The 22,546-nt window shown below is 75.0% G+C and carries 14 protein-coding genes and 1 pseudogene; 9 read left to right on the top strand and 6 right to left on the bottom strand.

The window, feature by feature from the left end; all coding sequences use genetic code 11:
• Window positions 1-59: 59 nt before the first annotated feature.
• Window positions 60-449 (top strand): annotated as a pseudogene (locus tag ACIP67_RS05810) (transposase); the annotation flags it as partial.
• A 341-nt stretch (window positions 450-790) separates the two neighbouring features.
• Here the strand turns inward: ACIP67_RS05810 and ACIP67_RS05815 are convergent.
• Window positions 791-4,024 (bottom strand): AAA family ATPase, encoded by a 3,234-nt coding sequence (locus ACIP67_RS05815; RefSeq protein ID WP_401687894.1) that lies wholly within the window; start codon window positions 4,022-4,024, stop codon window positions 791-793.
• Between the two features lie 375 nt (window positions 4,025-4,399).
• On the opposite strand from ACIP67_RS05815, the gene ACIP67_RS05820 reads away from it, so the two are divergent.
• The 3 genes from ACIP67_RS05820 to ACIP67_RS05830 all read left to right on the top strand — a co-directional run bounded on the left by ACIP67_RS05820 (window position 4,400) and on the right by ACIP67_RS05830 (window position 7,893).
• Complete coding sequence (locus ACIP67_RS05820) at window positions 4,400-5,050, top strand: response regulator transcription factor (RefSeq protein ID WP_401688139.1); 651 nt, start codon at window positions 4,400-4,402, stop codon at window positions 5,048-5,050.
• A gap of 150 nt (window positions 5,051-5,200) precedes the next feature.
• The gene (locus ACIP67_RS05825; protein WP_401687897.1) at window positions 5,201-5,854 is read left to right on the top strand and encodes a DUF4255 domain-containing protein; all 654 of its coding nucleotides are present in this window, start codon (window positions 5,201-5,203) and stop codon (window positions 5,852-5,854) included.
• Window positions 5,851-7,893, top strand: coding sequence for an ATP-binding protein (locus ACIP67_RS05830; protein ID WP_401687900.1), 2,043 nt, complete (start codon window positions 5,851-5,853; stop codon window positions 7,891-7,893). Before ACIP67_RS05825 ends, ACIP67_RS05830 begins: the two co-directional genes overlap by 4 nt.
• A gap of 12 nt (window positions 7,894-7,905) precedes the next feature.
• Here ACIP67_RS05830 and ACIP67_RS05835 read toward each other — a convergent pair whose 3' ends face one another.
• The 5 genes from ACIP67_RS05835 to ACIP67_RS05855 form a co-directional block, all read right to left on the bottom strand.
• Window positions 7,906-9,288, bottom strand: a complete 1,383-nt coding sequence (locus ACIP67_RS05835; RefSeq protein ID WP_401687903.1) for a ricin-type beta-trefoil lectin domain protein — start codon at window positions 9,286-9,288, stop codon at window positions 7,906-7,908.
• 136 nt (window positions 9,289-9,424) lie between these two features.
• Window positions 9,425-10,861 (bottom strand): RICIN domain-containing protein, encoded by a 1,437-nt coding sequence (locus tag ACIP67_RS05840; protein ID WP_401687906.1) that lies wholly within the window; start codon window positions 10,859-10,861, stop codon window positions 9,425-9,427.
• A gap of 110 nt (window positions 10,862-10,971) precedes the next feature.
• Window positions 10,972-12,384 (bottom strand): hydrolase, encoded by a 1,413-nt coding sequence (locus tag ACIP67_RS05845; RefSeq protein WP_401687908.1) that lies wholly within the window; start codon window positions 12,382-12,384, stop codon window positions 10,972-10,974.
• Between the two features lie 137 nt (window positions 12,385-12,521).
• Window positions 12,522-14,084, bottom strand: coding sequence for a peptidoglycan-binding protein (locus ACIP67_RS05850; RefSeq protein ID WP_401687911.1), 1,563 nt, complete (start codon window positions 14,082-14,084; stop codon window positions 12,522-12,524).
• 179 nt (window positions 14,085-14,263) lie between these two features.
• Complete coding sequence (locus ACIP67_RS05855) at window positions 14,264-15,703, bottom strand: DUF4157 domain-containing protein (RefSeq protein ID WP_401687914.1); 1,440 nt, start codon at window positions 15,701-15,703, stop codon at window positions 14,264-14,266.
• A gap of 221 nt (window positions 15,704-15,924) precedes the next feature.
• On the opposite strand from ACIP67_RS05855, the gene ACIP67_RS05860 reads away from it, so the two are divergent.
• The 5 genes from ACIP67_RS05860 (at window position 15,925) to ACIP67_RS05880 (ending at window position 22,513) form a co-directional block, all read left to right on the top strand.
• A complete protein-coding gene (locus ACIP67_RS05860) occupies window positions 15,925-17,532 on the top strand; it encodes a phage tail sheath subtilisin-like domain-containing protein (RefSeq protein ID WP_401687917.1) in 1,608 nt (535 codons plus the stop codon).
• Window positions 17,533-17,592: 60 nt separating this feature from the next.
• Window positions 17,593-18,036 (top strand): phage tail protein, encoded by a 444-nt coding sequence (locus tag ACIP67_RS05865; RefSeq protein WP_401687920.1) that lies wholly within the window; start codon window positions 17,593-17,595, stop codon window positions 18,034-18,036.
• Window positions 18,036-18,524 (top strand): hypothetical protein, encoded by a 489-nt coding sequence (locus tag ACIP67_RS05870; protein ID WP_401687923.1) that lies wholly within the window; start codon window positions 18,036-18,038, stop codon window positions 18,522-18,524. Before ACIP67_RS05865 ends, ACIP67_RS05870 begins: the two co-directional genes overlap by 1 nt.
• Window positions 18,521-18,679, top strand: coding sequence for a DUF6760 family protein (locus ACIP67_RS05875; protein WP_389519142.1), 159 nt, complete (start codon window positions 18,521-18,523; stop codon window positions 18,677-18,679). Before ACIP67_RS05870 ends, ACIP67_RS05875 begins: the two co-directional genes overlap by 4 nt.
• 2,541 nt (window positions 18,680-21,220) lie before the next feature.
• Window positions 21,221-22,513: a hypothetical protein gene (locus ACIP67_RS05880; RefSeq protein ID WP_401687925.1), complete on the top strand. Its 1,293-nt coding sequence runs from the start codon at window positions 21,221-21,223 to the stop codon at window positions 22,511-22,513.
• The last annotated feature ends 33 nt before the right edge of the window (window positions 22,514-22,546 follow it).

Genomic DNA, 22,546 nt, shown 5'->3' on the forward strand with positions numbered 1-22,546 from the left:
CCCCGACCGCTCTCACTCTCACAAAGGTCAAGCGGCCGAGGCGCCCGGCTCCCACCCACCATCAGATGTCCGTCGTCACCAGCGACGCGATGCACACCCAGCGCGAGCACGCCGACTACCTCCTCGGCCGGGGCGGCCACTACATCGTGATTGCCAAGGGCAATCAGAAGAAGCTGCGCCGGCAGCTCAAGTCGCTTCCCTGGAAGGACATCCCGCTTCAGGGACGCACCCGAAGCGTCCGCCACGGCCGCTCGGAGATCCGCCGGATCAAGGTCGCTACCATGAACGGCCTCCTCTTCCCCGGGGTCCGCCAGGCTGTCCAGATCAAGCGTCGGCGCACCGACCGCAAGACTGGCAAGACCGCCGTCAAGACGGTCTACGCCGTCACCAGCCTGACCGCCGAGCAGGCCACCGCTGCCCAGCTCGCCGAACTCGTCCGCGATCACTGAAAGCTCGAAGCCCTGCACCACGTCCGCGACACCACCTTCGCCGAGGACGCCTCCCAGCTGCGGACCGGCAACGCACCCCGCGCGATGGCCACCTGGCGCAACCTCGCCATCGGCGCCCTCCGCACAGCCGAAGTGAAGAACATCGCGGCCAGCCTCCGCCGCAACACCCGCGACCCTAGCCGCCCCCTCGCACTCCTCGGTCTCGGTGATCACAAACCGGACGTCATGCGACTACGCCGAAGCCCTGGGAGGAGACACCGTCGCCCTTTGGAATGCGTCCGGTTCGGGATCGTGACGACCCCTGCGTCCACGGGACGGCCCCTGCGCCTACGGGACGGCCCTCAGGGCCTGGCCAGGGCCTCCCGCAGCTCTCCCCGCCGTCGTATCCCCAACTTGCGGTAGGTGCTGGTCAGGTGCGTCTCGACGGTGCGGCGGGCCACGTGCAGGGAGTCGGCGATCTCCGTGTTCGTACGGCCCTCCGCGGCGAGTTCGGCGATCCGGCGCTCGCTGGTGGTGAGGGCCGCGGAGCCGGTGCGGGCGGTGCCGCTGCGGCGGGCGCCGCCCGCGCGCAGGGCGTGCTCGGCCCGGGTCAGCAGGCGGACCGAGCCGAGGCGTTCGGCGCGCTCGGCGGCCTCGCGCAGGCACTCCCGGCCCAGGGCGCGTTCCCCCGCCGTGGTCAGCAGCCGGCCCCGGGTGAGCAGGGCGGCGATCAGTTCGCCGTCGGCCGGTGACGTCCGCAGCAGGGCGACCGCCTCCTCGGCGAGCTCCAGTCCGTGCCGCCCGCCGGTCGCGCGGGCCAGGACACGCAGCGCCCGGCCGACCGTACGGGGGGTGCCCCAGACCCGGGCCAGCCGCAGCTCCTCCTCCGCGAGCGCCCGCGCCTCCGGCACGGTGCCCAGGGCGATCCGGCACTCCGCGGCGGCCGAACGCCACGGGGTGACGACCGGGCTGAGCACGCCCCGGCCGGACTGGCGGCGGCCGCACTCCAGGAAGTCGTGCAGGGCACCGGTGGCATCGCCCTCCGTGAGGCGCAGGACGCCCCGGGCGTACAGGAAACGGTTCAGCTCCCAGGAGTCGTGGGCCGCCCGCAGGTCGAACCCGTCCGCGAGACGCCGTGCCTCCGTGCCGCGGCCGGCCTCGACGAGGGCGAGCAGGGCGTGGGCGTCGGCGTTGGTGGGACCGGCGTCCTCGGGTGCACGGCCGGCGAGGAGCAGGTCGTACCGGCCGCGGGCGGCGGCGACGTCCAGGCGGACGTCGTGCAGGGCCCGCTGCATCGGGTGCAGCAGGGAGGGGAGCTGCCCGGCCATACCGCGTTCGGCGAGCCGCTCCGCCTCGTCGAGCTCGTCGGCCCACTGGGCGACCGCGGCGGCCGTACCCAGCAGGAACGGCTCGGCCAGCGGGTCCGCCGGCTCGGTCAGCAGCGTCCGCAGCCGGGCCATCGCCGACCGGGCCGAAGAGGCTCCGGCGGTCGCCGCGTACCGCACGAGCAGGGCCTGGCCGGTGGCGCCGACGAGCTCCGGGGAACGCTCGGCCGCGTCGGCCAGCCACCGGTAGGCCTCGCGGCGGACCGTCTGGTCCCGGTCGGACAGCAGCGCGGACGCCGTCCGCACGGTCCGCACCAGCTCGGAGTGGCCGGCCAGCCGGTCCTCCAGCTGGTTCAGCACGTCCACCGCCGTACGGACCTCGCCGCGGGCCGCGAGCGCGGTGCCCAGCGCGATCGCCGTCCGCACCCGGTCGCGGGGCTCCGCCGGCAGGCTCAACGCCTCGGCGAGGCGCGGGATGCCGGCCGGGGCGCCCGCCGAGACGTACTCCAGCGAACCGAGCTCGGTCAGCAGCCGTTGCCGCACCTCGTCGGAGAGCGGTTCGGCCAGGGCGCGGCGGAGGTAGGCGACGGCATCGCCGGGACGGCCCTCGCGGACGGCGACGGCGGTGGCGTACCGCAGCACCCGCAGCACCCAGGGCAGGCCGACCGTGCCGGTGCCCAGCAACTGCCGCGCCACCGGCTCGGCCCGGTCCCCGCGCCGCAGCATCGCCTCGGCCACCGCGAGACGAGCGGCCCGGCGACGGGCGGTCGGCCAGCCCGCGAGCACCGCGTCCCGCAGCAGGGGATGCGCGAAGCGCGGCCGTCCGCCCGCGTCCGGCCGCAACACCCCCAGCCGCGTCATCGCGGTCAGCCAACCGGCCACCCGGACGGGGTCGGCACCGGTCGCATCGGAGAGGAGAGCAGCCAGGGCGGGAGCGGGGGCGGGGGCGGGAGCCGGGGGGCTGCCTTGGGCGGGGGGTGGGGTGGCGGTGGCGCCGTACGCGGGGGGCGGGGCGGCGGTGGCGCCGTACGCGGGGGGCGGGACGGCGGTGGCGCCATGGGCGACGGGTGCGGTGGCGGTGGTGCCGTGCGCGGGGGGCGGGGTGGTGCCGTGCGCGGGGGGCGGGACGGCGCCGGGCGCGGTACCCGACGCGCCGTCACCGGCGGTCGTCGCGCCGGGGAAGCCCGCAGGTCCTCCGCCGACGGTGCCGGCCCCGTCGGCGGGGGCCGGAGGGACGGCGGAGGCATCGGTGCCGTAGCCGGAGGCTGGGGGAACGACAACAGAGGCGTCCGCGCCGTAGGCGGAGGCCGGAGGAACAACAAAGGCGTCCGCGCCGTAGACGGAGGCCGGAGGACCGGCGGGGGCGTCGGCCGTGTCGGCGGGGGCCGGGGCGTCGAACGGTGCGTCGGCGGACGCCGGACCGCCGCCCGGCGCGGGGGCCGCGGCGGCGGACGTCGACGAACCCTCCAGTGCCGCCAGTGTGCGGGCCACCTCCGCCGTTGCCGGGCCCGCGCTGTCCAGCCACCACGAGACGGCCGCCGGGTAGGCGCCGGGGTACAGGGCGGCGCAGGTCTCCGGGACGGCCGCCGGGGGCGGGGTGCCGTGCAGGTCCTCCAGGAGGGCGCGCAGCAGCAGCGGGCTGCCGGCGCCCGCGCGGACGCAGTCCGCCGTCCACCCGTCGGGGGCGGTGGGGAAGGCGTCCCGGACCAGTCGGGCGGCGGTGGCGTCGGTGAGCGGGGCGAGGGTGTGGGTGCGGACGAGGGACGGGGAGAGGGCATGGGTGAGGCCCGCGGGCTGCGGGTCGACGTCGTACTGGCTGCGTTCGGTGGCCACCACCAGCACCGCTAATCGGTCGACACGGCGGGCCGCCTCGGCGAGCCAGCGGCGGGAGGCCCCGTCGGCGAGGTGGACGTCGTCCACCGCGACCAGCAGCGGCGACTCGGCCGCGTACGCGCGCAGCACCCGCCACAGCCGGGCCGCGCTGTCCCGGTCGTCGAGGCCGGGCGCCATGTCGGCGAACTCCGGTACAGGCCCGAGGAGATGGAGGACGGAGGAGAACGGTACGGCGGTGTCCTCGGGGGAGCAGCGGACGCGCAGCACGCGCAGGCCGCGATCGGCCGCGTGGGCGACCGCCGCCTCCAGCAGTGCGGAGCGGCCGGTCCCGGTGGCTCCGCGCAGCAGGACGAACCGGCCGGCACCGGCGCGGGCGCGCTCGGTCTCGGCCGCGAACAGCGCGTACGCGTCCTCGCGTTCCCGCAGCGGTCCGGTCATGCCTGCCTCCTGGGGTGGACGGAATATCCCGCGCGCGGGTTCCGACGGGGGCGTACGGTCGTTGTGGCGATGCTCACGGCGGACTCCGGACGGTTCCCCACCTGCACCACGGCTACCGTCGCACCCCGGTTCACCTGCGATGACTCCCATCGGCGGCGCTTGTCGTGGTGGCTGCCGCGCTGCTCTCGTGGTCCGCCTCGTGGTGCTCCACGATTGCGCCCGCCCCAGCGGTCACAGAAGGGTGGAACATGACCTCCCGTCACCGGCCCCTGCCGGTCGACGGGTTCGTGAACAGGGGGGAAACGGTTGCTCAGCGCACCCCGGACACCAGAGACCGGAACCGGAACCGAACTCGGCATCGGTACCGGACTCGGCATCGGTACCGGCACAGGTGCCGGCCAAGGCGCGTCGCGCCGCACGCCCGTGGCCGTACAGGCCTCCGACCCGATCTCCCGCGAGGGAGCCGTCAGCCAGCTGCGGTCCCGCCCGGAGATCGAGCTCCGTGAGGAGTACGGCTCCGGCACGGTGGCCCTGCTGATCGAGGACACCCTCGACGAGGCCGCGCTGGCCCGGCTGCGCCGGGTCGTGCGCAGCGAGGGCGCGCGGGCGGTGCTGGTCGTGGGCACGATCCGGGAGACCGAACTGCTGGACGTCATCGAGTGCGGGGTCGGCGCGATCGTCTGGCGCCGCGAGGCCACCGCGCACCGGCTGGTGCAGGCGGTGACGGCCGCCGCGCGCGGCGACGGCGACCTGCCGGCCGATCTGCTGGGCCGGCTCATCAGCCAGGTGGGCACCCTGCACCGGGGTGCGGCGAACCGGCCGGGCGCGCCCTCCCTGGGCCTCGCGCCCCGAGAGGTGGACGTCCTGCGGCTGGTCGCCGAGGGCTTCGACACCGGAGAGATCGCCAGCAAGCTGTCCTACTCCGAACGGACCGTCAAGAACGTGATGCACGGGCTCACGACACGACTGCATCTGCGCAACCGCGCGCACGCAGTGGCATATGCCCTCCGGGAAGGCTACATCTGACCGAACGGGCAATCGAAGGGGGCCACGCGGGCAACACCCCCTGCCCGCCCTCCGACCCCGGCGCGCCTGCGGTCGGCGCGGTCCGGACGGCACGATCGGCACGGTGGGTGAAAAGGCCCGGCGAGCAGGGCGGTTGAGGAGCGCACGACGGTGATCCACGAGGTGGACGAGGTCCTCAAAGGCCTCCTCGGCGGCGGCGCGCTGGCGAACTCCGGCATCGACGTCTCCTTCGAGGCCCCGACCCGCGACTGGGCGGCCCGCCGCAACGCCCCCACCATCAACACCTACTTGTACGACATCCGTGAGGACGTGTCCCGCCGGCAGCGCGGCCAGATCTCGGTGCGCGACGAGCGGGACATCGTCGTACGCCGCCGCCAACCGCCGCGCTGGTTCCGCCTGTCGTACCTGGTGACCGCCTGGACCCGCACCCCCCAGGACGAACACCGGCTGCTGTCCGCGGTGCTGGCGACGCTGCTGCCGCGCGAGCTGCTCCCCGCCGACGAACTCCCCGGCGCCCTCGGCGCCCTGGGGCTCGCCGTGCCGATGACCGTGGCCGGTCTGCACACCGAGTCGCGTTCCCTCGCCGAGATCTGGTCCGCCCTCGGCGGTGAGCTCAAGCCCTCCCTGGACCTGGTGGTGACCGCGCCCTTCCCGGCGTACCCCGAGTACGACGCCGGACCGCCGGTCACCGAGGGCGCGGCCGTCCGCGTCCGCGGCCTGGACGGCGACCCGCCCTTCTCCGGGGAACGCGCCCACCGCCCGCACCAGGTGGCGGCGGCCCGTGAGGCGCGGGAGCGGCGATGACGGACGTTCCCCCGGGGGCCGGTCCCGCCCTGCTGTCCCGCCTGGCCGGCCTGCGCGACCGGGTCGCCGCCCTGGTCGACCACCGCACCACCACCGACCCCACCGCCGACGACCCGCTGCGCGGCCTGTACCTGTCCGAGGAGGCGGTACGCCACCTGCTGAACACGGCGCCGGCCGACCCCTCCGGGGAGGCGCGGGCGGGGGACGACCCCCACACCCTCGACGACCCCCACACCCTCGACGACCCCCACGCCCCCGGCGACGCCCACGACGCGCACGCCCCCCACGACCCCCTCGACCGGCTGGCCGCCCGCCTCCCCCTCACCGCCCTCGACACGGCGATCCTGCTCATCGCGCTCGCCCCCGATCTCGACCGCGGCTTCGAGCCGCTCTACGGCTACCTCAACGACGACGTGAGCCGCCGGCGGGCGACCGTCGGGCTCGCGCTGGAGCTGTGCGGGGCGCCCGCGCACCTCGCGGCGGTCCGGGCCCGGTTCCACTCCTCGGCGCCGCTGCGCGCCCTCGGCCTGCTGGACGTGGAGGAGCCCGAACGCCCCTTCCTGTCCCGGTCGTTGCGCGTCCCCGACCGGGTCCTGGCCCACCTGCTCGGCGACGACACCCCGGACGCCGCCCTGCACGGCCACCTCCTGCCGCTGCCGGAGCTGCTCCCCGCCGACGACGAGGACTTCGTGGCCCGGCTCGCCGCCCGGCTGCGGCGCGGCCCCCTCACCGTCCACCTGCGCGAGCACCGCGAGGGCGACGGCCTGGCCTGCGTCGCCGCCGCCCTGGCCGCCGCCGGTCTCGGCGCGCTGCGCTACACCGGCCCCGAGGACCGCGTCCCCGAGCTGCTGCGCGAGGCCCGGCTCGGCGGCCGCGCGGTCGTCCTGTCCGGTCTGCCCGAGCAGCCCGGCCCGCTGATCGCCGCGCTGACGGCGGCGACGGACGTGACCGTGCTGCTGTCCGACCCGCGCCCCTACGACCCGCACTGGAGCGTCCGCGACCCGCTGGTCCTGGACGCCCCCCGCCGCCGCGCGGGCACCACGGCCGCCTGGGCCGCGGCGCTCGGCCCGGACGCCGACGCGTTCGACCTGGCGAGCGCCGTGGCGCCGTACCGGCTCGGCGGGGAACGGGTGGCGCGGGCCGCGCTCGCCGCCCTCGGGCTCGCCGCCCTCGAAGGCGGGCCGCTCACCGCGGCCCACATCCGCCTGGCCGCCCGCCAGCAGTCGGCGTCCGGCCTGGAACGGCACGCCCGCCGCATCCGCCCCGACGTCACCTGGGACGACCTCGTCCTGCCCGACCGCCCCCTCACCCAGCTCCGCGAGCTCGCCCTGCGCGCCCGCCACCGCGACCGGGTCCTGGGCGACTGGCGGCTGAGCGCGGGCGGCGGGCGGGGCCGGGGCGTGCTGGGCCTGTTCGCCGGGGAGTCCGGCACCGGCAAGACCCTGTCCGCGGAGGTCGTGGCCGCCGAACTCGGCCTGGACCTGTACGTCGTCCAGCTCTCCTCGGTCGTCGACAAGTACGTCGGCGAGACGGAGAAGAACCTGGAGCGGATCTTCACCGAGGCCGACCGCACCGACGCCGTCCTCCTCTTCGACGAGGCCGACGCGGTCTTCGGCAAGCGCTCCGAGGTCAAGGACTCGCACGACCGGTACGCCAACATGGAGAGCGCCTACCTGCTCCAGCGGCTGGAGTCCTTCGACGGCATCGCGCTGCTCACCACCAACCTGCGCGCCAACATCGACGAGGCGTTCACCCGCCGGCTGGACCTGGTGGTCGACTTCCCGTTCCCGGACCCCGAGCAGCGCCTGGCCCTGTGGCGGCACGGGCTCTCCCACGTGCCGTGCGCGCCCGGCATCGACCCGTCCCCGCTGGCCAAGGAGTTCGAGCTGGCCGGCGGCTCGATCCGCAGCGCGGTGGTCACCGCCGCCTACCTGGCCGCGGCGCGGGACGAGCCGGTCGGCGACGGGGACCTGCTGGAGGGCGCCCGCCGCGAGTACCGCAAGGCGGGCCGCCTGGTCCCCGGAGAGGCCAACTGGTAGGCCCCGCCCGGCTCAGTCCTCGACGCGCCACTTCTGGTTGGCGGTCCCCGCGCACGTCCACAGCTGGAGCTTCGCGTTGTTGCCGGTGCCGTTGTCCTTGACGTCGACGCACTTGTCGGCCTGCGGGTTGACCAGGTCGCCTGCCTGGCTCAGCACGAACTGCTGGGCGGGGTTGCCGCTGCACCGGGCGAGCTGGATGACGGCCCCGTCCTCGCTCGACCCCCAGGCGACGTCCATGCACATGCCCAGCGAGCGGACGGTGCCGTCGCCCCGGAAGTCCCACTTCTGGTTGGCGGTGCCGGCGCAGTCGTAGATCTGGAGCGGGGTGCCGTCGCGGCCGACGCCGTCCTGGGAGTCGGTCACGTCGATGCAGCGGTCGGAGGCCTGCCCGATGATCTGCGTGCCGGGGACGGCCTCCGCGGTGGACTCCGTGTCCGATCCGCCGCCGCCCGAGCTGCTCGAACCGCCGCCGGAGGACGACGAGGAACCGCTCGTGTCCGAGCCGGTGTCCTGCTCCTGCGCGTCCTCGGACGGCACCGCGGCCTCCGGCACCGCCTCGGCGGAGGAGTCCGTCTTCGGCGCGGACGGCGAGGAGACGGCGGGACTGGGCAGCGAGGTGCTGCCCGCCTCGGCGAGCTGCTCGGTGGCACGGCTGTTGACCTGCGGCTTGTACGCGATCCAGATCATGACGAACGCGATGGCCAGCGCCATGCTCACGCTGAGCGCGGTGGCCAGCCAGCGGGGCAGGAACCCGCGCTGCACGAACGTCCCGTCCACCGCCAGCGGCAGCTCGCCCGACCGCTGCACGGTCAGCGCGTACGGCCGCTGCTCCTTGGACCCGAACCAGATGATCTGCCGGGGCTTCAACGTCGTGTCGACGAACACCGCCCGCCCCGGCTCGATCTGCACACTGCCCGGCCGGATCTCGTACGACAGGTGGTCCCCGGTGTCGGAGCCGGCGACGGAGGCGGTCAGCCGGGTGTTGCCGAGGTTGTCGACCGCGAGGCGCGGCCGCCCCCGGAACCGCCCCTTCACCACGGGCGGCACCAGCTCGGCCCGCACCTCCGCGAACGGCGTGATGGTCAGGTTGCCCTCGGGGACGGTGACCGCGTCGGGATTCTCCGTCGGCGTGATCCGTACCGCGTACGGGTTCGGGCCCGCGGTCGCGTCCGGGGTGCGGGGCGGGGCGAAGGTCAGCTCCACCGTCCCCGTCGTACCGGGGTAGAGCCGCAGCGTCGGCGGCTCCACGGTCGTCCAGGGCGCGACGGCGCCGACCGGTTCGAAGCGGTACTCGTCGACGACGTCACCGGTGTTGCGCACCCGCAGCCGCACGGTCGTACTGCCGCCCGGGTCCACCGTCGCGGCAGCCGGTTCCAGAGAAGTCCACAGAGTCACCTGTCGACGCTAAGGCGAGCGGCGGTGCCCCGTCAGGAAGCGGCGGGGCAGGACCGGTGCCCGAAAGGGACGTACCGCCCTGCCCGTTCACACCGCGTCGGACCGTGCAGATCCTTGCTCCCCGGGTGCCCCGCTCCTACTCGGAGGTGGGCCGGACGATCAGCCACTCCTGGTCGTCGCTGTTGGAGCAGTCGTACAGGGTGAGGTTGGTGTTGTCGCCGCCGGTGCTGAGGCCGGCCACGTCCAGGCACTTGTTGTTGGAGGAGTAGTTGCGGATCCAGTAGGCGCCGCTCTTCTGCTTCTCCAGCCACCACAGCTGGTTGTCGGCGGTGGTGCCGTCACAGGTGAACTCGGTGATGGGGGTCCTGATCGGCTGCGCCCCGTATTTCGGCAGGTCCATGCACAGCTCGTCCTTGACGTTGCGGATCTGGAAGAGCGGCCGGCCGCCCGGGCCGAGCTTCGGGTACTTCACCTCCAGGTTCCACAGCATGTTGTCGGCCTCGGACTCGTCGCAGGTGAACTGCTGGACCGTGCCGTCCAGGCTGCCCTTGCCCTCACCGGGGAGGTCGGCGCACTTCTTGGTGGTGGTGTTGCGCAGCAGGATCTTCGTGGCGGGCAGCACGCTCTCGGCCTTCTTCGTCGCCGACGGGGACGGGGAGGCCTCACCGCCCCCGCCGGAGCCGTTCTCGTCGTCCTGTGCCTCGGTGGCGGCCGGGGCGGCGGCCTCGACGGGCGCCTCCTCGGCGACCGACGGTGCCTCGATGGTGGCCGACGGGCTGGGCGGCGCGAGGGTGCTCACACCGGCCTCGGCGAGCTTCTCCGCCGCGAGGCTGCGCACCTGCGGCTTGTAGGTGAGCCAGATCATGATGAACGCGATGGCGAGCGCGAGGGTGAGGCTGAGCGCGGTGGCCAGCCAGCGCGGCAGGAACCCGCGCTGCACGAACGTCCCCTCCACGTCCAGCGGCTGGGCCCCCGACCGCCGTACGGCCAGGTGGTACGGATGCTCCTCCTTGGACCCGAACCAGATGATCTGCCGGGGCCGCAGCGTGGTGTCGACGAACACGGCACGGCCGGGCTCGATCTGCACGTTCGCCGGCTTGAGGTCGTACCCGAGCCGGTCGCCGTTGTCGGAACCGGTGAGGGAGGCGGTCAGGCGCGTGTTGCCGAGGTTGTCGATCGCGAGCCGGGGACGGCCCCGGAAGCGCCCCTTCACCACCGGCGGCACCAGCTCGGCCCGCACCTCCGTGAACGGCGTGACCGTCAGGTTGCCCTCGGGGACGGTGACCGCGTCGGGGTGTTCCGTGGGCGTGATCCGCACCGCGTACGCGTTCGGCCCCGCCACCGCGTCCGGGGTGCGGGGCGGGGCGAAGGTCAGCTCCACCGTCCCCGTCGTCCCCGGGTACAGCCGCAGCGTCGGCGGCTCCACCGTCGTCCAGGGCGCCACCGCGCCCACCGGCTCGAAGCGGTACTCGTCGACGACGTCACCGGTGTTGCGCACCCTGAGCCGCACTCGCGCACTGCCACCCGGGTCCACGGTCGTGGAAGCCGGCTCCAGAGAAGTCCACAGAGTCACCCGTCGACGCTACGGCCGCGGCGATGACGGCGTCAGGAGCCGCCGGGGCACGACCGCTGCCCGAAGGGGACGACCAGGCCTGCCCTTCTCCCACGGTGAAGCGGACCGCCTCACACGGTGAAGCGGACCGCCTCCAGCTGCTTCCTGTCCTCGAACGGGGCGCCGCCGTAGACCCACTTGCCGGCCTCGGTGCAGCCCAGCCCCATCCAGCCCTTGTCCGCGACGTGGGCGTTCTGGCAGACGGAGCCGTCCGTCACCTTGATGGTGTAGCCCATCATCGCGGAATCCGCCTCCTTGGTGGACCCGATGTACATGTCGATCCCGTCGGCCGCCGACGACCACTTGTCGCCCGTCTTCCAGCCCTCGACCATGTGGGCGCCGTTGCCCGACACACCACCGGTCCCGGCCACGGCGATGTTGAGGGCCTTGACGGGCAGGTTCTTGCCCGTCGTACCGGCCTCGGCGCCGTCGCACACCGGGTCCTGCCAGCCCTGGTCGGCGACGTAGGCGCGGTAGCAGATGTGCCGGCCGTCGCTGCGGGCGGCGAGCTCCTGCACGGCCGTGGCGGCGGTCACCTCCGGCTCCTCCTCCGTCTCCTCCTCCTCGCCCGACCCGCCGCCGCCTCCGCTGCCGCCGTCGTCGTCGGCGGGCGCGCTGGTGGCCGGGGCGGCGGCCTCGGCGGGCGCCTCCTCGGCGGCCTTCGGCGCCTCGATCGTGGCCGACGGGCTGGGCGGCGCGAGGGTGCTCACCCCCGCCTCCTCCAGCTTCTCCGACGCCGTACTGCGCACCTGCGGCTTGTAGGCGAGCCAGATCATCACGAACGCGATCGCCAGCGCGACGGTCAGGCTGAGCGCGGTCGCCAGCCAGCGCGGCAGGAACCCGCGCTGCACGAACGTCCCGTCCACGTCCAGGTTCTGGGCCCCCGACCGGCGGAGGGACAGGCTGTATGGATGCTCCTCCTTCGACCCGAACCAGATGATGTCCCGGGGCTTCACCGTCGTGTCGACGAACACGGCACGGCCGGGCTCGATCTGCACGTTCGCCGGCTGGAGCTCGTACCCGAGCCGGTCGCCGTTGTCGGAACCGCTGAGCGAGGCGGTCAGACGCGTGTTGCCGAGGTTGTCGATCGCCAGCCGCGGACGCCCCCGGAACCGGCCCTTCACCACCGGCGGCACCAGCTCGGCCCGCACCTCCGTGAACGGCGTGACCGTCAGATTCCCCTCGGGCACCGTCACCGCGTCCGGGTGCTCGGTCGGGGTGATCCGCACCGCATACGCGTTCGGCCCCGCCACCGCGTCCGGCGTGCGCAGCGGGGCGAACGTCAGCTCCACCGTCCCCGTGGTCCCCGGGTAGAGCCGCAGCGTGGGCGGCTCCACGGTCGTCCAGGGCGCGATCGCGCCGACGGGCTCGAAGCGGTACTCGTCCACCACGTCACCGGTGTTGCGCACCCGCAGCCGCACCCGAGTACTGCCGCCGGGGTCCACCGTCGTGGAAGCCGGTTCCAGAGAAGTCCACAGAGTCACCCGTTCGACGCTACGGCGGTGGCGGTGACGCCGTCAGGAGCCCACGGGGCACGACCACTGCCCGAAGGGCTTCCGCCCCCGTCCTATGAGGGCCGACGGGACCCCGGACGGTCCGGCGCCCCGTCGGCGCATCGCGGCTACTCGCCCGAGGACGTGGCGGGCGGGTACGGATCGGCGGTGACCGTCCCCGGGTCGTCCTGCGACACCACCTTCCCGGCGTGCAGCAGCGCGAAGGTGTCCCCGTCGATGGTGCCGGTGGCGGAGAGGCCCATCGCCTGCTGGTAGAGGACCACCCGGGTGCGCAGGGCGTCGTCCGCGACGGCGTGGGCGCGATTGCCGACGTTGCGCAAGTAGTGGATGTCGTGCCCCACGGACACGATCTGGGCGGCGACGACGTCGTCGGTGTAGGTGTCGTGGCCGGCCCACAGCAGCACGCTGTCGATCCACACCACGTCCGGGTTGTCGTCGCCGGGCTGGACGCTGGAGGTGTCCGTGCCGAAATGGGCCATCAGCAGGCCCGTCATGGTGGCGCGGCCCAGGTTGCCCAGGCCGTCCGTCTCCGCCATGACCCCGCCGTAGTGCTCGTCGAGTCTCTGCTGGGCGCACTTCAGCGCCTCGACCGTCGCCGCGTCCATCACGCCCAGGGTGTGCTCCGCGGTCAGCCGGCAGGGGTCCGACGTCTTCCACGTCGCCATCCTGGCCTGGGCGAACTGCACGAAGAGGTTGGGTCCGTCGCCCGCGCGGAACGGCAGCGGGCCGGTGGGCTCCGCCTCCTCGGTCTCCTGCGCGGCGGACCCGCCGGAGTCCTCCTCACCACCGCCGTCGCCGCCGTCGCCATCGCCGGTGTCCTGCCCGGCCGCCGCCTCCGGCGCCTGCGCCGAGGGCAGCGGCGCCTGGGAGGTGGGCACGGCGGGCAGTTCGGCGGCGGCGACCTCCTCCACGTGCTCCACGGCCCCGCTGTTCACCCGCGGCGTGTAGCCGAGCCACAGCGACACGAACGTGATCGCCAGCGCCAGGCCGATGCTGAGCGCCGTGGCCAGCCAGCGGGGCAGGACGCCGCGCTGCACGAACGTCCCGTCGACGCTGACGGGGCTCTCCCCGGAGCGGTGCACGGCCAGCGCGTACGGCCGCTGCTCCTTCGACCCGAACCAGATGGTCTCCCGGGGCCGCAGCGTGGCGTCCACGAACACGGCCCGGCCGGGCCGCACCTGGACCGAGCCCGGAGTGAGGTCGTACGACAGGTGGTCGCCGGTGTCGCTGCCGCTGACCGACGCGGTCAGCGGGGTGTTGCCGAGGTTGTCGATCGCGAGGCGCGGCCGTCCCCGGAACCGCCCCTTCACCGTCGGCGGGACGAGTTCGGCCCGCAGCTCGCTGAAGGGCGTGACGGTGAGGGTGCCCTCGGGCACGGTGACCGCGTCGGACTGCTCGGTCGGGGTGATGCGCACCGCGTACGGGTTCGGGCCGGCCGTGGCGTCCGGGGTGCGGGGCGGGGCGAAGGTCAGCTCCACCGTGCCCGTCGTCCCCGGGTAGAGCCGCAGCGTCGGCGGCTCCACGGTCGTCCAGGGCGCCACCGCGCCGACGGGCTCGAAGCGGTACTCGTCCACCACGTCACCGGTGTTGCGCACCCGCAGCCGCACCCGAGTACTGCCGCCGGGGTCCACCGTCGTGGAAGCCGGCTCCAGAGAAGTCCACAGAGTCACCCGTTCGACGCTAAGGCGGCGACGCCGGCGCGTCAGGAGGCCACGGGGCAAGGGAGGAGCCAGAAAGGCGGTGTCCGAAGGGACTCCCCCGCACGGCCCGCAGGTCAGCGGCCGGGACGGGCGGGTAGGGACCGGCGGCGGTGACGGCGCGGCGCGCTGCCCTCACCGCCGCCGGGCGCTCACTTCTTGTGCCACTTCGTGACCGTCAGACCGCCCGGCACCTTCAGCTCGAAGGCGCCGCCGATCGCGTTGTCCAGGGCGGCGGCCGGGTCGTTGCCCGCGCCGAACACGCTGATCGCCAGCAGCTCCTTGAGTTCCCGGCCCGTACCGCTGAACGCCTTCACGCCCTTCATCGCCTCCCGGGCGCCGTCGGCGTCCATGTTCTTGTTCATCCGCTCCAGCAGGTCCGGGGAGATCCAGCAGTTCGCGATGTCGTCCAGGTCCCACTCCGCGTACCAGTGGGTGTTGTTGAGCCAGTTGCGCGGCGGTACCTGGCCGTCGACGGCGACCAGGTAGAAGGAGAACTTGATGTTGCCCAGCGAGCGCCAGTCGGCCACGTTGGTGTTGGCCGAGGCCCGCCCGGCGGCCACGTTGTCGTACGTCGACACGATCTCGTGGAAGCTCGGCTCGGTCTTCGGGTCCCTGCCGGTGTAGTGCCGGATCGTCCACTTCTTGCCCAGCAGACCCTGGGACATCCTCTTCTTGACCGCGGAGGCCTTGCCCACTGCCGCGCCGGCGTCCTTGATGTGGGCGAGCATGTCGAACGGCGCCTGCCCCTCGCCGGGGGCGAAGTGCTGGGAGGTCATGTACTGCATCAGATCGTAGGCGTTGGCCCCGGAGTGCCCCGACATCTCCAGGGCGGCCATCATCTCCTGGGGGTTCTTCGCCTCCTTGAGGGCCCTGGCCCCGGCCTCCGCGGGAGTCTCCTCCTTCTTCTCCTCCTGGCCCTCGCCCTCGACGACGCGCTGGACGGGCGCGGACCCGACGGCCGCGGGCGCCGGCGTGTGGGCGTGGGCGTGGGTGTCCTCCGTCACCGCCCGCTGCACCGGCGGCACCGGCCCGCTCATCACCTTGCGCGCGTTCTCCACCGCCCGGCGCTCTCCCCAGTCGGAGGGGTCGGAGACCTTCACGCCCGAGCCGTTGTCCGTGCCGGGGACGGGGCCCGCCTGCTGATCCATGTAGTGGGTCAGCTCGTGCGCCCAGTCCTCCTTGGTCATGCTGCCGCCGTCGACGATGTGCGACCCGGAGGTGTACCCCTTGGCCTCCATGTCCAGCGCCGACCGCTGGGCGACGGTGTCGGAGTGGACGCGCACCCCGCTGAAGTCGGCGCCCTGGAAGCGCGACTCCATCTCGGTGCGCAGCGGGGCGTCCATGGGTCGGCCGGGTGAGCGCAGCACCTCGTGCACCAGGGAGCGGCGCTGCACGGCCGGGGCGTGACCGCAGTCCGCGTCGTGCTGGTGGCGTTCCTCCGCCACGGCCTGCACCACCGCCGCGTTGCCCGCCGTCCGCTGGAGCGCGAGCAGTGCGGCGGCAGGCCCGGTGGCGGTGTTCCGCCCGACGGGACGGCCCGTAGCGGCCTGGTTGCTGCCGCGGTCGCTGTCCCTGTCCTGCGCGCGCACGGGCGCTCCCCTCGACTGCCGGTAGACGTCAATCCCTCAGCATGCCCGGTCGCCGTGGGGCGGCGGAAGGAACTCAGGGGCAAGCACGAGGGCATCGCCCGGAGTCTGCCCTTCCGGGCAACGAGTCTGCCTCCGGTCCGGTACCGGAGGACGTTTCAGACGACGCGCTTCGCGCGTGAGGGTGGGAACCGACCTGACGCGTACCCCGAGGAGAGCACAGCATGCCGTCCTACCTGTCGCCCGGCGTATACGTCGAGGAGGTGGCCAGCGGCTCACGCCCGATCGAGGGAGTGGGCACCTCGGTGGCCGCCTTCGTCGGGCTCGCCCCGACCGGCCCGCTGAACGAGCCGACGCTGGTGACCAACTGGAGCCAGTACGTGGCGGCGTTCGGTGACTTCACCGACGGGTACTACCTCGCCCACTCCGTCTACGGATTCTTCAACAACGGCGGTTCGGCGGCGTACGTCGTCCGCGTCGGCGGCTCCGCGGCGGGCGCCGCCGGTGACGCCGGGTCCGCCGGTTCCCAGGCCGCCGTGTCCGGTGCGCCGGACCGGGCGGCGCTGCCCGCGGCCGAGCCCGCGCAGCTCGGCACCTTCACCGTCACCGCCACCGCGCCCGGGCAGAACGGCCCGCTGAGCGTGGAGGTCGCCGACGCGGAGGGCGAGGGCCCCGCCGAGCGGTTCAAGCTGATCGTCAAGGACGGCGACAAGCCGGTCGAGGCGTTCGACGTGACCGCCAAGAAGGGCAACCGCTCCTACGTCGTCACCCAGGTCAAGGAGCGCTCCAAGCTCATCACCGTGGCGGAGGCCGCGCCGTCGGCGCAGCTGGTCCGCCCCGAGAACCAGACGGTGGCCCTGGCCGCCCCGGCCGCCGTGTCCGGTGCTCCCGCCCCGGCCGCCGGGGAGGAGCCCGCGCAGACCGCCGGGCCCGCGCAGTACCTCGGCGACAGCGCCGACCGCACCGGCTTCGGCGGCCTGGAGGCCGTCGACGAGATCTCCATGGTCGCCGTCCCCGACCTGATGGCCGCCTACCAGCGCGGCGCGATCGACCTGGAGGCCGTGAAGGCCGTCCAGCTCGGCCTGATCGCGCACTGCGAGCTGATGGGCGACCGCGTCGCGATCATCGACCCGCCGCCGGGCCTGAACGCCCGCCAGATCCGCGTCTGGCGCCAGGAGACCGCCGGCTACGACTCCAAGTACGCGGCGCTGTACTACCCGTGGATCAAGTCCTTCGACCCGGCGACCGGCCAGTCCCGCCTGGTCCCGCCGAGCGGTCACGTGGCCGGCATCTGGGCCCGCAACGACTCCGAGCGCGGCGTGCACAAGGCCCCCGCCAACGAGGTCGTGCGCGGCGCGGTCGACCTGGAGCTCCAGATCACCCGCGGCGAGCAGGACCTGCTCAACCCGATCGGCGTGAACTGCATCCGCGCGTTCCCCGGCCGCGGCATCCGCGTGTGGGGTGCCCGCACCCTCTCCTCCGACCCGGCCTGGCGCTACCTGAACGTCCGCCGGTACTTCAACTACCTGGAGGAGTCGATCCTGATCGGCACCCAGTGGGTGGTGTTCGAGCCGAACGACCACGCGCTGTGGGCCCGTATCCGGCGCAACGTCTCGGCGTTCCTCGTCAACGAGTGGCGGGCCGGCGCCCTCTTCGGCGCCAAGCCCGAGGACGCGTACTACGTCAAGTGCGACGAGGAGACCAACCCGCCGGAGTCGGTCGACGTCGGCCGGGTCGTGTGCGAGATCGGCATCGCGCCGGTCAAGCCCGCCGAGTTCGTGATCTTCCGGCTGGCCCAGTTCTCCAGCGGCAACGGGGAGCTGGAGGAGTAGGCACCGCCTCCGCCTCCGCAGCCCTCGCCAACCTCCAGAACCCCCTAGAAGGACAGCCAGATGAGTCTCCAGCCGGGTGACGCCCTCACATCACACAATTTCGGGCTCCAGATCGACGGCGTGCTGGTCGAGTACCTCGCCGAGGTCAGCGGCCTCAGCATGGAGCAGGACGTCATCGAGTACCAGCAGGTCTCCGCGCAGGGCAAGCCGGTCACCAAGAAGATGCCCGGTGTGCAGAAGGCCGGCACGTGTACGGTCGTGCGCGGTATGACGCAGTCCGCGGCGTTCAACGAGTGGATCAGCAGCTCCATCCGCGGCGACATGGGCACCGCCCGCAAGAACGCCACGATCATGGTGATGGACTACCAGAACAGCCCGGTCAAGCGGTACAACATGCGCAACGCCTGGTGCAGCAAGATCGACACCAGCACGGTGAAGGCCGGCGAGGCCTCGGCCCTGACCGAGACCGTGACCATCACGTTCGAAGAACTGGTCATCGAGTAATGCGCCGTACGGCTGTCCGGGCGGCCGACGCGGGAGTGGGGACCAGCCCGGATTCCCCCGCTCCCGCCCCCGCCGCCGCGCCCGCTCCCGCCGCCGCACCGGCCCCGGAGGCGTACCGCCTGCAGACGGAGTTCCCCTTCGAACTGCCGCGCGGTTACGTCGACGAGGCGGGCACCGTCCACCGCGACGGTGTAATGCGCCTGGCCACGGCCCGCGACGAACTGGTGCCCCTGCGGGACATGCGTGTCCAGGAGAACCCCGCGTACCTGTCGGTGGTGCTCCTGGGCCGGGTCATCACCCGCCTGGGCACGCTCCCCCTGGTGCACGACGGGATCGTGGAGAACATGTTCGCCTCCGACCTGGCGTTCCTCCAGGATTTCTACCGCCAGGTCAACGCCGAGGGGCACACCCGCGCCTCGGTGCAGTGCCCGCACTGCTCGGAGCCCTTCGAGGTGGAACTCGGCGGGAGCCGCCTGGGGGAATCGTGACGTACGCGACCGACCGCATGCACGAGGAGATCGCGTACGTCGCCTACCACTTCCACTGGGCCCTGGACGACATCCTGGACCTGGAACACCACGACCGGCGCCGTTACGCGGACCAGATCACGACCCTGGTCACCCGGAGCGGGGCGGAGGGCTGAGACATGGGGTTCCTGGACCGGTTCCGGGCGGGACGAGGAGTTCCGGCGACGGGCGCGGACGGCGCGACGGGCGCGAACGCGTCGGGTGCGGGTACGAACGCGTCGGGTGCGGGTACGGCGGGCGCGTCGAGCGCCGGCACGCCCGCGCCGGGCGTCGCCGCGCGTCCCCGTCCGGCGGCCTGGCCCGCGCTGCCGCCCATCCAGCGCACGGCCACGGGTGCGGCCGGGGTCGCGGACCCGGGGTTCGGCGGCCGGCTGGCCACCTGGCAGAACCCCACCTTCGCGGGCACGCGTTCGCACGCGGTGCTGGACGGCACCCGGGGCGGCGTGCTCTCCGCCCCGGCCTCCGTCGAACAGCCCCCGCGCACCCGGCCGGCGGCCACATCCCAGCACCCGGCGGAGCCCGCCCCGCGGTCGGCCGCACCGTCGTTCCCGGCGCACGGCATCCGCGCCGACCCGGTGCCGCCCACGCCCCCGACGCCGGCACCGGCATCTCTCACGAAGTCCGCGCCGGCACCGGTGCAACGTCGTACGCTGCCGGCCCGGATACCCCCTGCCCCGACCGCCGCGACCGCCCCGACCGGCTCGGGTACCGGCGCGGCCCCGGTGGAGAGCGGCAGCGGTGGGGGGAGCGACAGCGGTGAGGAGCCGGTTCCGGGACCGGCCGTGAGCCCGCGGCCCGCCGTCTCCGGTACGCGGCCGACCGCACCCGAGCGCGGGGCCCGTCCGGACGCGCGTCCCGCGCCCTCGGTGCAGCGCGCCGTGACACGACCGGCACGACCGGAGGGCGAACGCCCCGCGCCGCGCCCGGCGACACGGCCGCAGCAGGGGGACACCCGTACCCCGCCGTCCGGTCCGGCCCGCGCTTCCGTCCCGAGCGACACCCCGCACCGGCCCCCGGTGCAACGGACGGCGACGCGGCAGGACGGGCCGACCCCGGCCGCCGCCACGACCCCGAACGCCACCACCCAGTCGGCTGAGCCCGCCCGACGCCCCGGCGTTCCCGACCGGCCCCCGGTCCAGCGGACGGCGGCACGACGGGACACCCCCGCTCCGGAGAACCGGAGCAGCGGGGGGCCTGCGGCGACTTCGGCGGCTCCGGTGACGTCGGCGTCCTCAGCGACGTCGGCGACCTCGGCGTCTTCAGCGACGTCGGCGACCTCGGCGTCTTCGGCGACCGAGTCGCGCACGGGCTCGGGAGCGGTCGGCGGTGCCGCTGCGCCCGGCCGTCCCACCGCTCCGGCACCCGGCGGCACCACGCCGTCGGCCGCCCCCCGGCCTAACGTCCAGCGCGCCGCGCTGGACGGCGACAGCACGCCGCCCCGCGGCCCGGTAAACGCACCCGCGCCGTCCAGCACCCCGCCCCACCGCTCCGCCACCGGCACTCCGCCAGCCTCCCCTGCCCCGGCAGGTGCCGCAGCCCCGGCAACCCCGACGACCCCCCAGCGCATCACGCCCCCGGCCTCGGCGCCCCGTTCCGCGCCCGGCGTCCAGCGGGCCGTCTCGCCCGGGGCGACTCCGTCGCGCCGGCTCGGACTGGGTGCCCCCACCTCGCGCACCCCGGCACCCGAGCCCGCCCCCGCCGCACCGCACCGGGCCCCCGTCCAGCGGTCCACGCCGCGTCCGGTGCCGCCCGCCACGGGCAGACCGGACCGGCAGCCGGCCCCGGCCGCACCCGCACCCGCACCCGCACCGGGCGGCGCGACCACACCCCCCGCGGCCCCCCTCCAGCGCGCGACGACACCGCCCCCCACCCCGGGCGCCTCGGCCCAGCGCCCCACCCCGGCCACACCCGCACCCGCACCCGCACCGGGCGCCACCGCATCCCCCGCGACTCCCCTCCAGCGCGCCACGACGCCGACCGCCGCTCCCGTCCGACGCGCCACCCCGGCAGCGGCCACCCCGGGGGCCCCGGCCCGGCACACCGCCCCGGCCACACCCGCCCCTCTCTCACAGCGCGCCGAGCGGGCCACCCCGCCTGCCACGCCCTCTCCGGCGGGCTCCGCCGGTGCACGCCCCCCCGCCGCGGTCCAGCGCACCGGGCGCACCACCCCCGCTCCGGCCCCCGTCACGCCCGTAGCGACTCCCGTCGGGACTCCCGTCGGGACTCCCGTCGCACCGCCCGCGGCCCCCGTACAGCGCACCCCGTCCTCCCCGGTTCACGCTCCCGTCACGGTGCCGCCGCCCGCGAGCCCGGCCACCGCGGAGCCGGCCCCCGTGCGGCGACCGGGTCCGGCGCCCGCGCCGTCACCGGCGGCCACGCCCGTACAGCGCGCCACCCCGGCCGTACCGCCGGCGAGCCCCGCCCCGACGGGCCCGGCTCCCGTACAGCGCGCCACCCCGGCCACCGCACCGGCTCCGGCCGTCACGCCCGCCCGTGCCACGCCCGCCCCGGGCACACCGGCGCGCCCCGCCGCCGCCTCCACCGCCCCGGCCTCCGCTCCCGCTCCCGTACGTCCGCCCGCCGGCCCCGGCACGCCCGCCGTACAGCGCACCGCACCGGCCTCCGTGCCACCGCCGGCATCCACCCCAGGGACGCCCGTGAACCACAGCCCCGGACCAGCCGTTCCTCCCGCCGTCCCGGCCGCCGAGGCCCCCGCGGCGTCCGTCGGCCGACCGCCCGCGCAGGCCGGCCCGCGGGCCGACGGACCGCGCCCCGCCGTCCAGCGCGCCTCCGCGCTCGGTGCCCCCCGGTCCCGCGGCGTGACCGCCCCCGACCGGACGGACACCGCCGCCCCCTCGCCGCTGCGGCAACGCCCCGTGCTCGGTGCCCCGTTCACCGCCCGCCCGGCCGATGCGAAGCCGCTCGGCGCCCCCGTCGTGCAGCGCGCCACCCCGCCCAGCCCGACCCGACCGGCACCGGCCACCGCGCCGCACCCGACCCGGCCGGCCGAAGCCGCGGCCCCCACCGGCGCGCCCCCGCCGCACCCGCCGACGCCCGCCGCCCCGAGCCCCGGCCTGGCGCCCGCCGTTCAGCGCACCGCCGCACCGGCCACCACGTACGCACCCCTGCCGACTCCCCCCGGCCGGCAGGTCGCCGCCCCCGCACCGTCACCGGTCGCGCCGTCACCGGTCGCACCGCCCCCCGCGCTGCCGGGCAGCGCCGGCCCGGCACCCGGACCGGCCCCCGCCGTACGGCACACCGCCGCCCTGCCGCCCCGGCCCGCCGCCCCCGTTCAGCGCGCCGTCGCCCCCGCGCCGGCGCCGGCGGAACCGGCCGCGTACCGACCGGCGTCCGCGCCCCCGGTGCAGCGCCGGGCGGTTCCGGCCGCCGTACCGCTGCGCCGTACCACGCCCGGCGCGGAGCCGCAGCCCGTCGCCCGGCCCATGCCCGCCAGCGCGCTGCCGCCCGCCGTGCAGCGCCGGTCGCTGCCGCCCGTCGCCGCCGTCCCGCAGCCGTTCCCCTCCACGGCGCACCCCGTCACCGCCGAGCCGCAGCCGTTCCCCGCCGCGCTGACGCCTCCCGCCGTTCCCGTCGCCCCGCCGTTCCCCACCGTCGCGGCGCCCCCGGCCGTCCAGCGGTCCGCGGCCGTGCCGCCGCCCCCGGCGTCCGCGCCTCCCGCGGTCCAGCGGTACACCGTGCCCACGACCACCTCCACCGGTTCACCGCCGCCCCACCAACCCCCCGCCGGCCACCAGCGAACCGGCGGCGCGTCGGCGCCACCGCCCGCCTACACCGAGGTGCCCAAGGGGGCCTTCGATCCCCGGGCGCTCACCGACTTCCAGCTCGACGAGCTGACCCACCGGCTGACCGGCCGGATCACCCGACTGCTCCGTACCGAACTACGGCTCGACCGGGAGCGGATCGGCAGACTCCGCGACCCCCGCGGCTGAGCACCCGCAGCCACGCCCCGCGCGGACCACCGT

The sequence above is a fragment of the Streptomyces sp. NPDC088812 genome, assembly GCF_044750285.1.
Taxonomy (GTDB): Bacteria; Actinomycetota; Actinomycetes; order Streptomycetales; family Streptomycetaceae; genus Streptomyces.

Excerpts from the sequence above, each read along its gene's own strand:
- ACIP67_RS05830 (WP_401687900.1), top strand. The coding sequence starts at position 5,851 with ATGACGGACGTTCCCCCGGGGGCCGGTCCCGCCCTGCTGTCCCGCCTG.
- ACIP67_RS05870 (WP_401687923.1), top strand. The coding sequence starts at position 18,036 with ATGCGCCGTACGGCTGTCCGGGCGGCCGACGCGGGAGTGGGGACCAGC.
- ACIP67_RS05815 (WP_401687894.1), bottom strand. The coding sequence starts at position 4,024 with ATGACCGGACCGCTGCGGGAACGCGAGGACGCGTACGCGCTGTTCGCG.
- ACIP67_RS05865 (WP_401687920.1), top strand. The coding sequence starts at position 17,593 with ATGAGTCTCCAGCCGGGTGACGCCCTCACATCACACAATTTCGGGCTC.
- ACIP67_RS05860 (WP_401687917.1), top strand. The coding sequence starts at position 15,925 with ATGCCGTCCTACCTGTCGCCCGGCGTATACGTCGAGGAGGTGGCCAGC.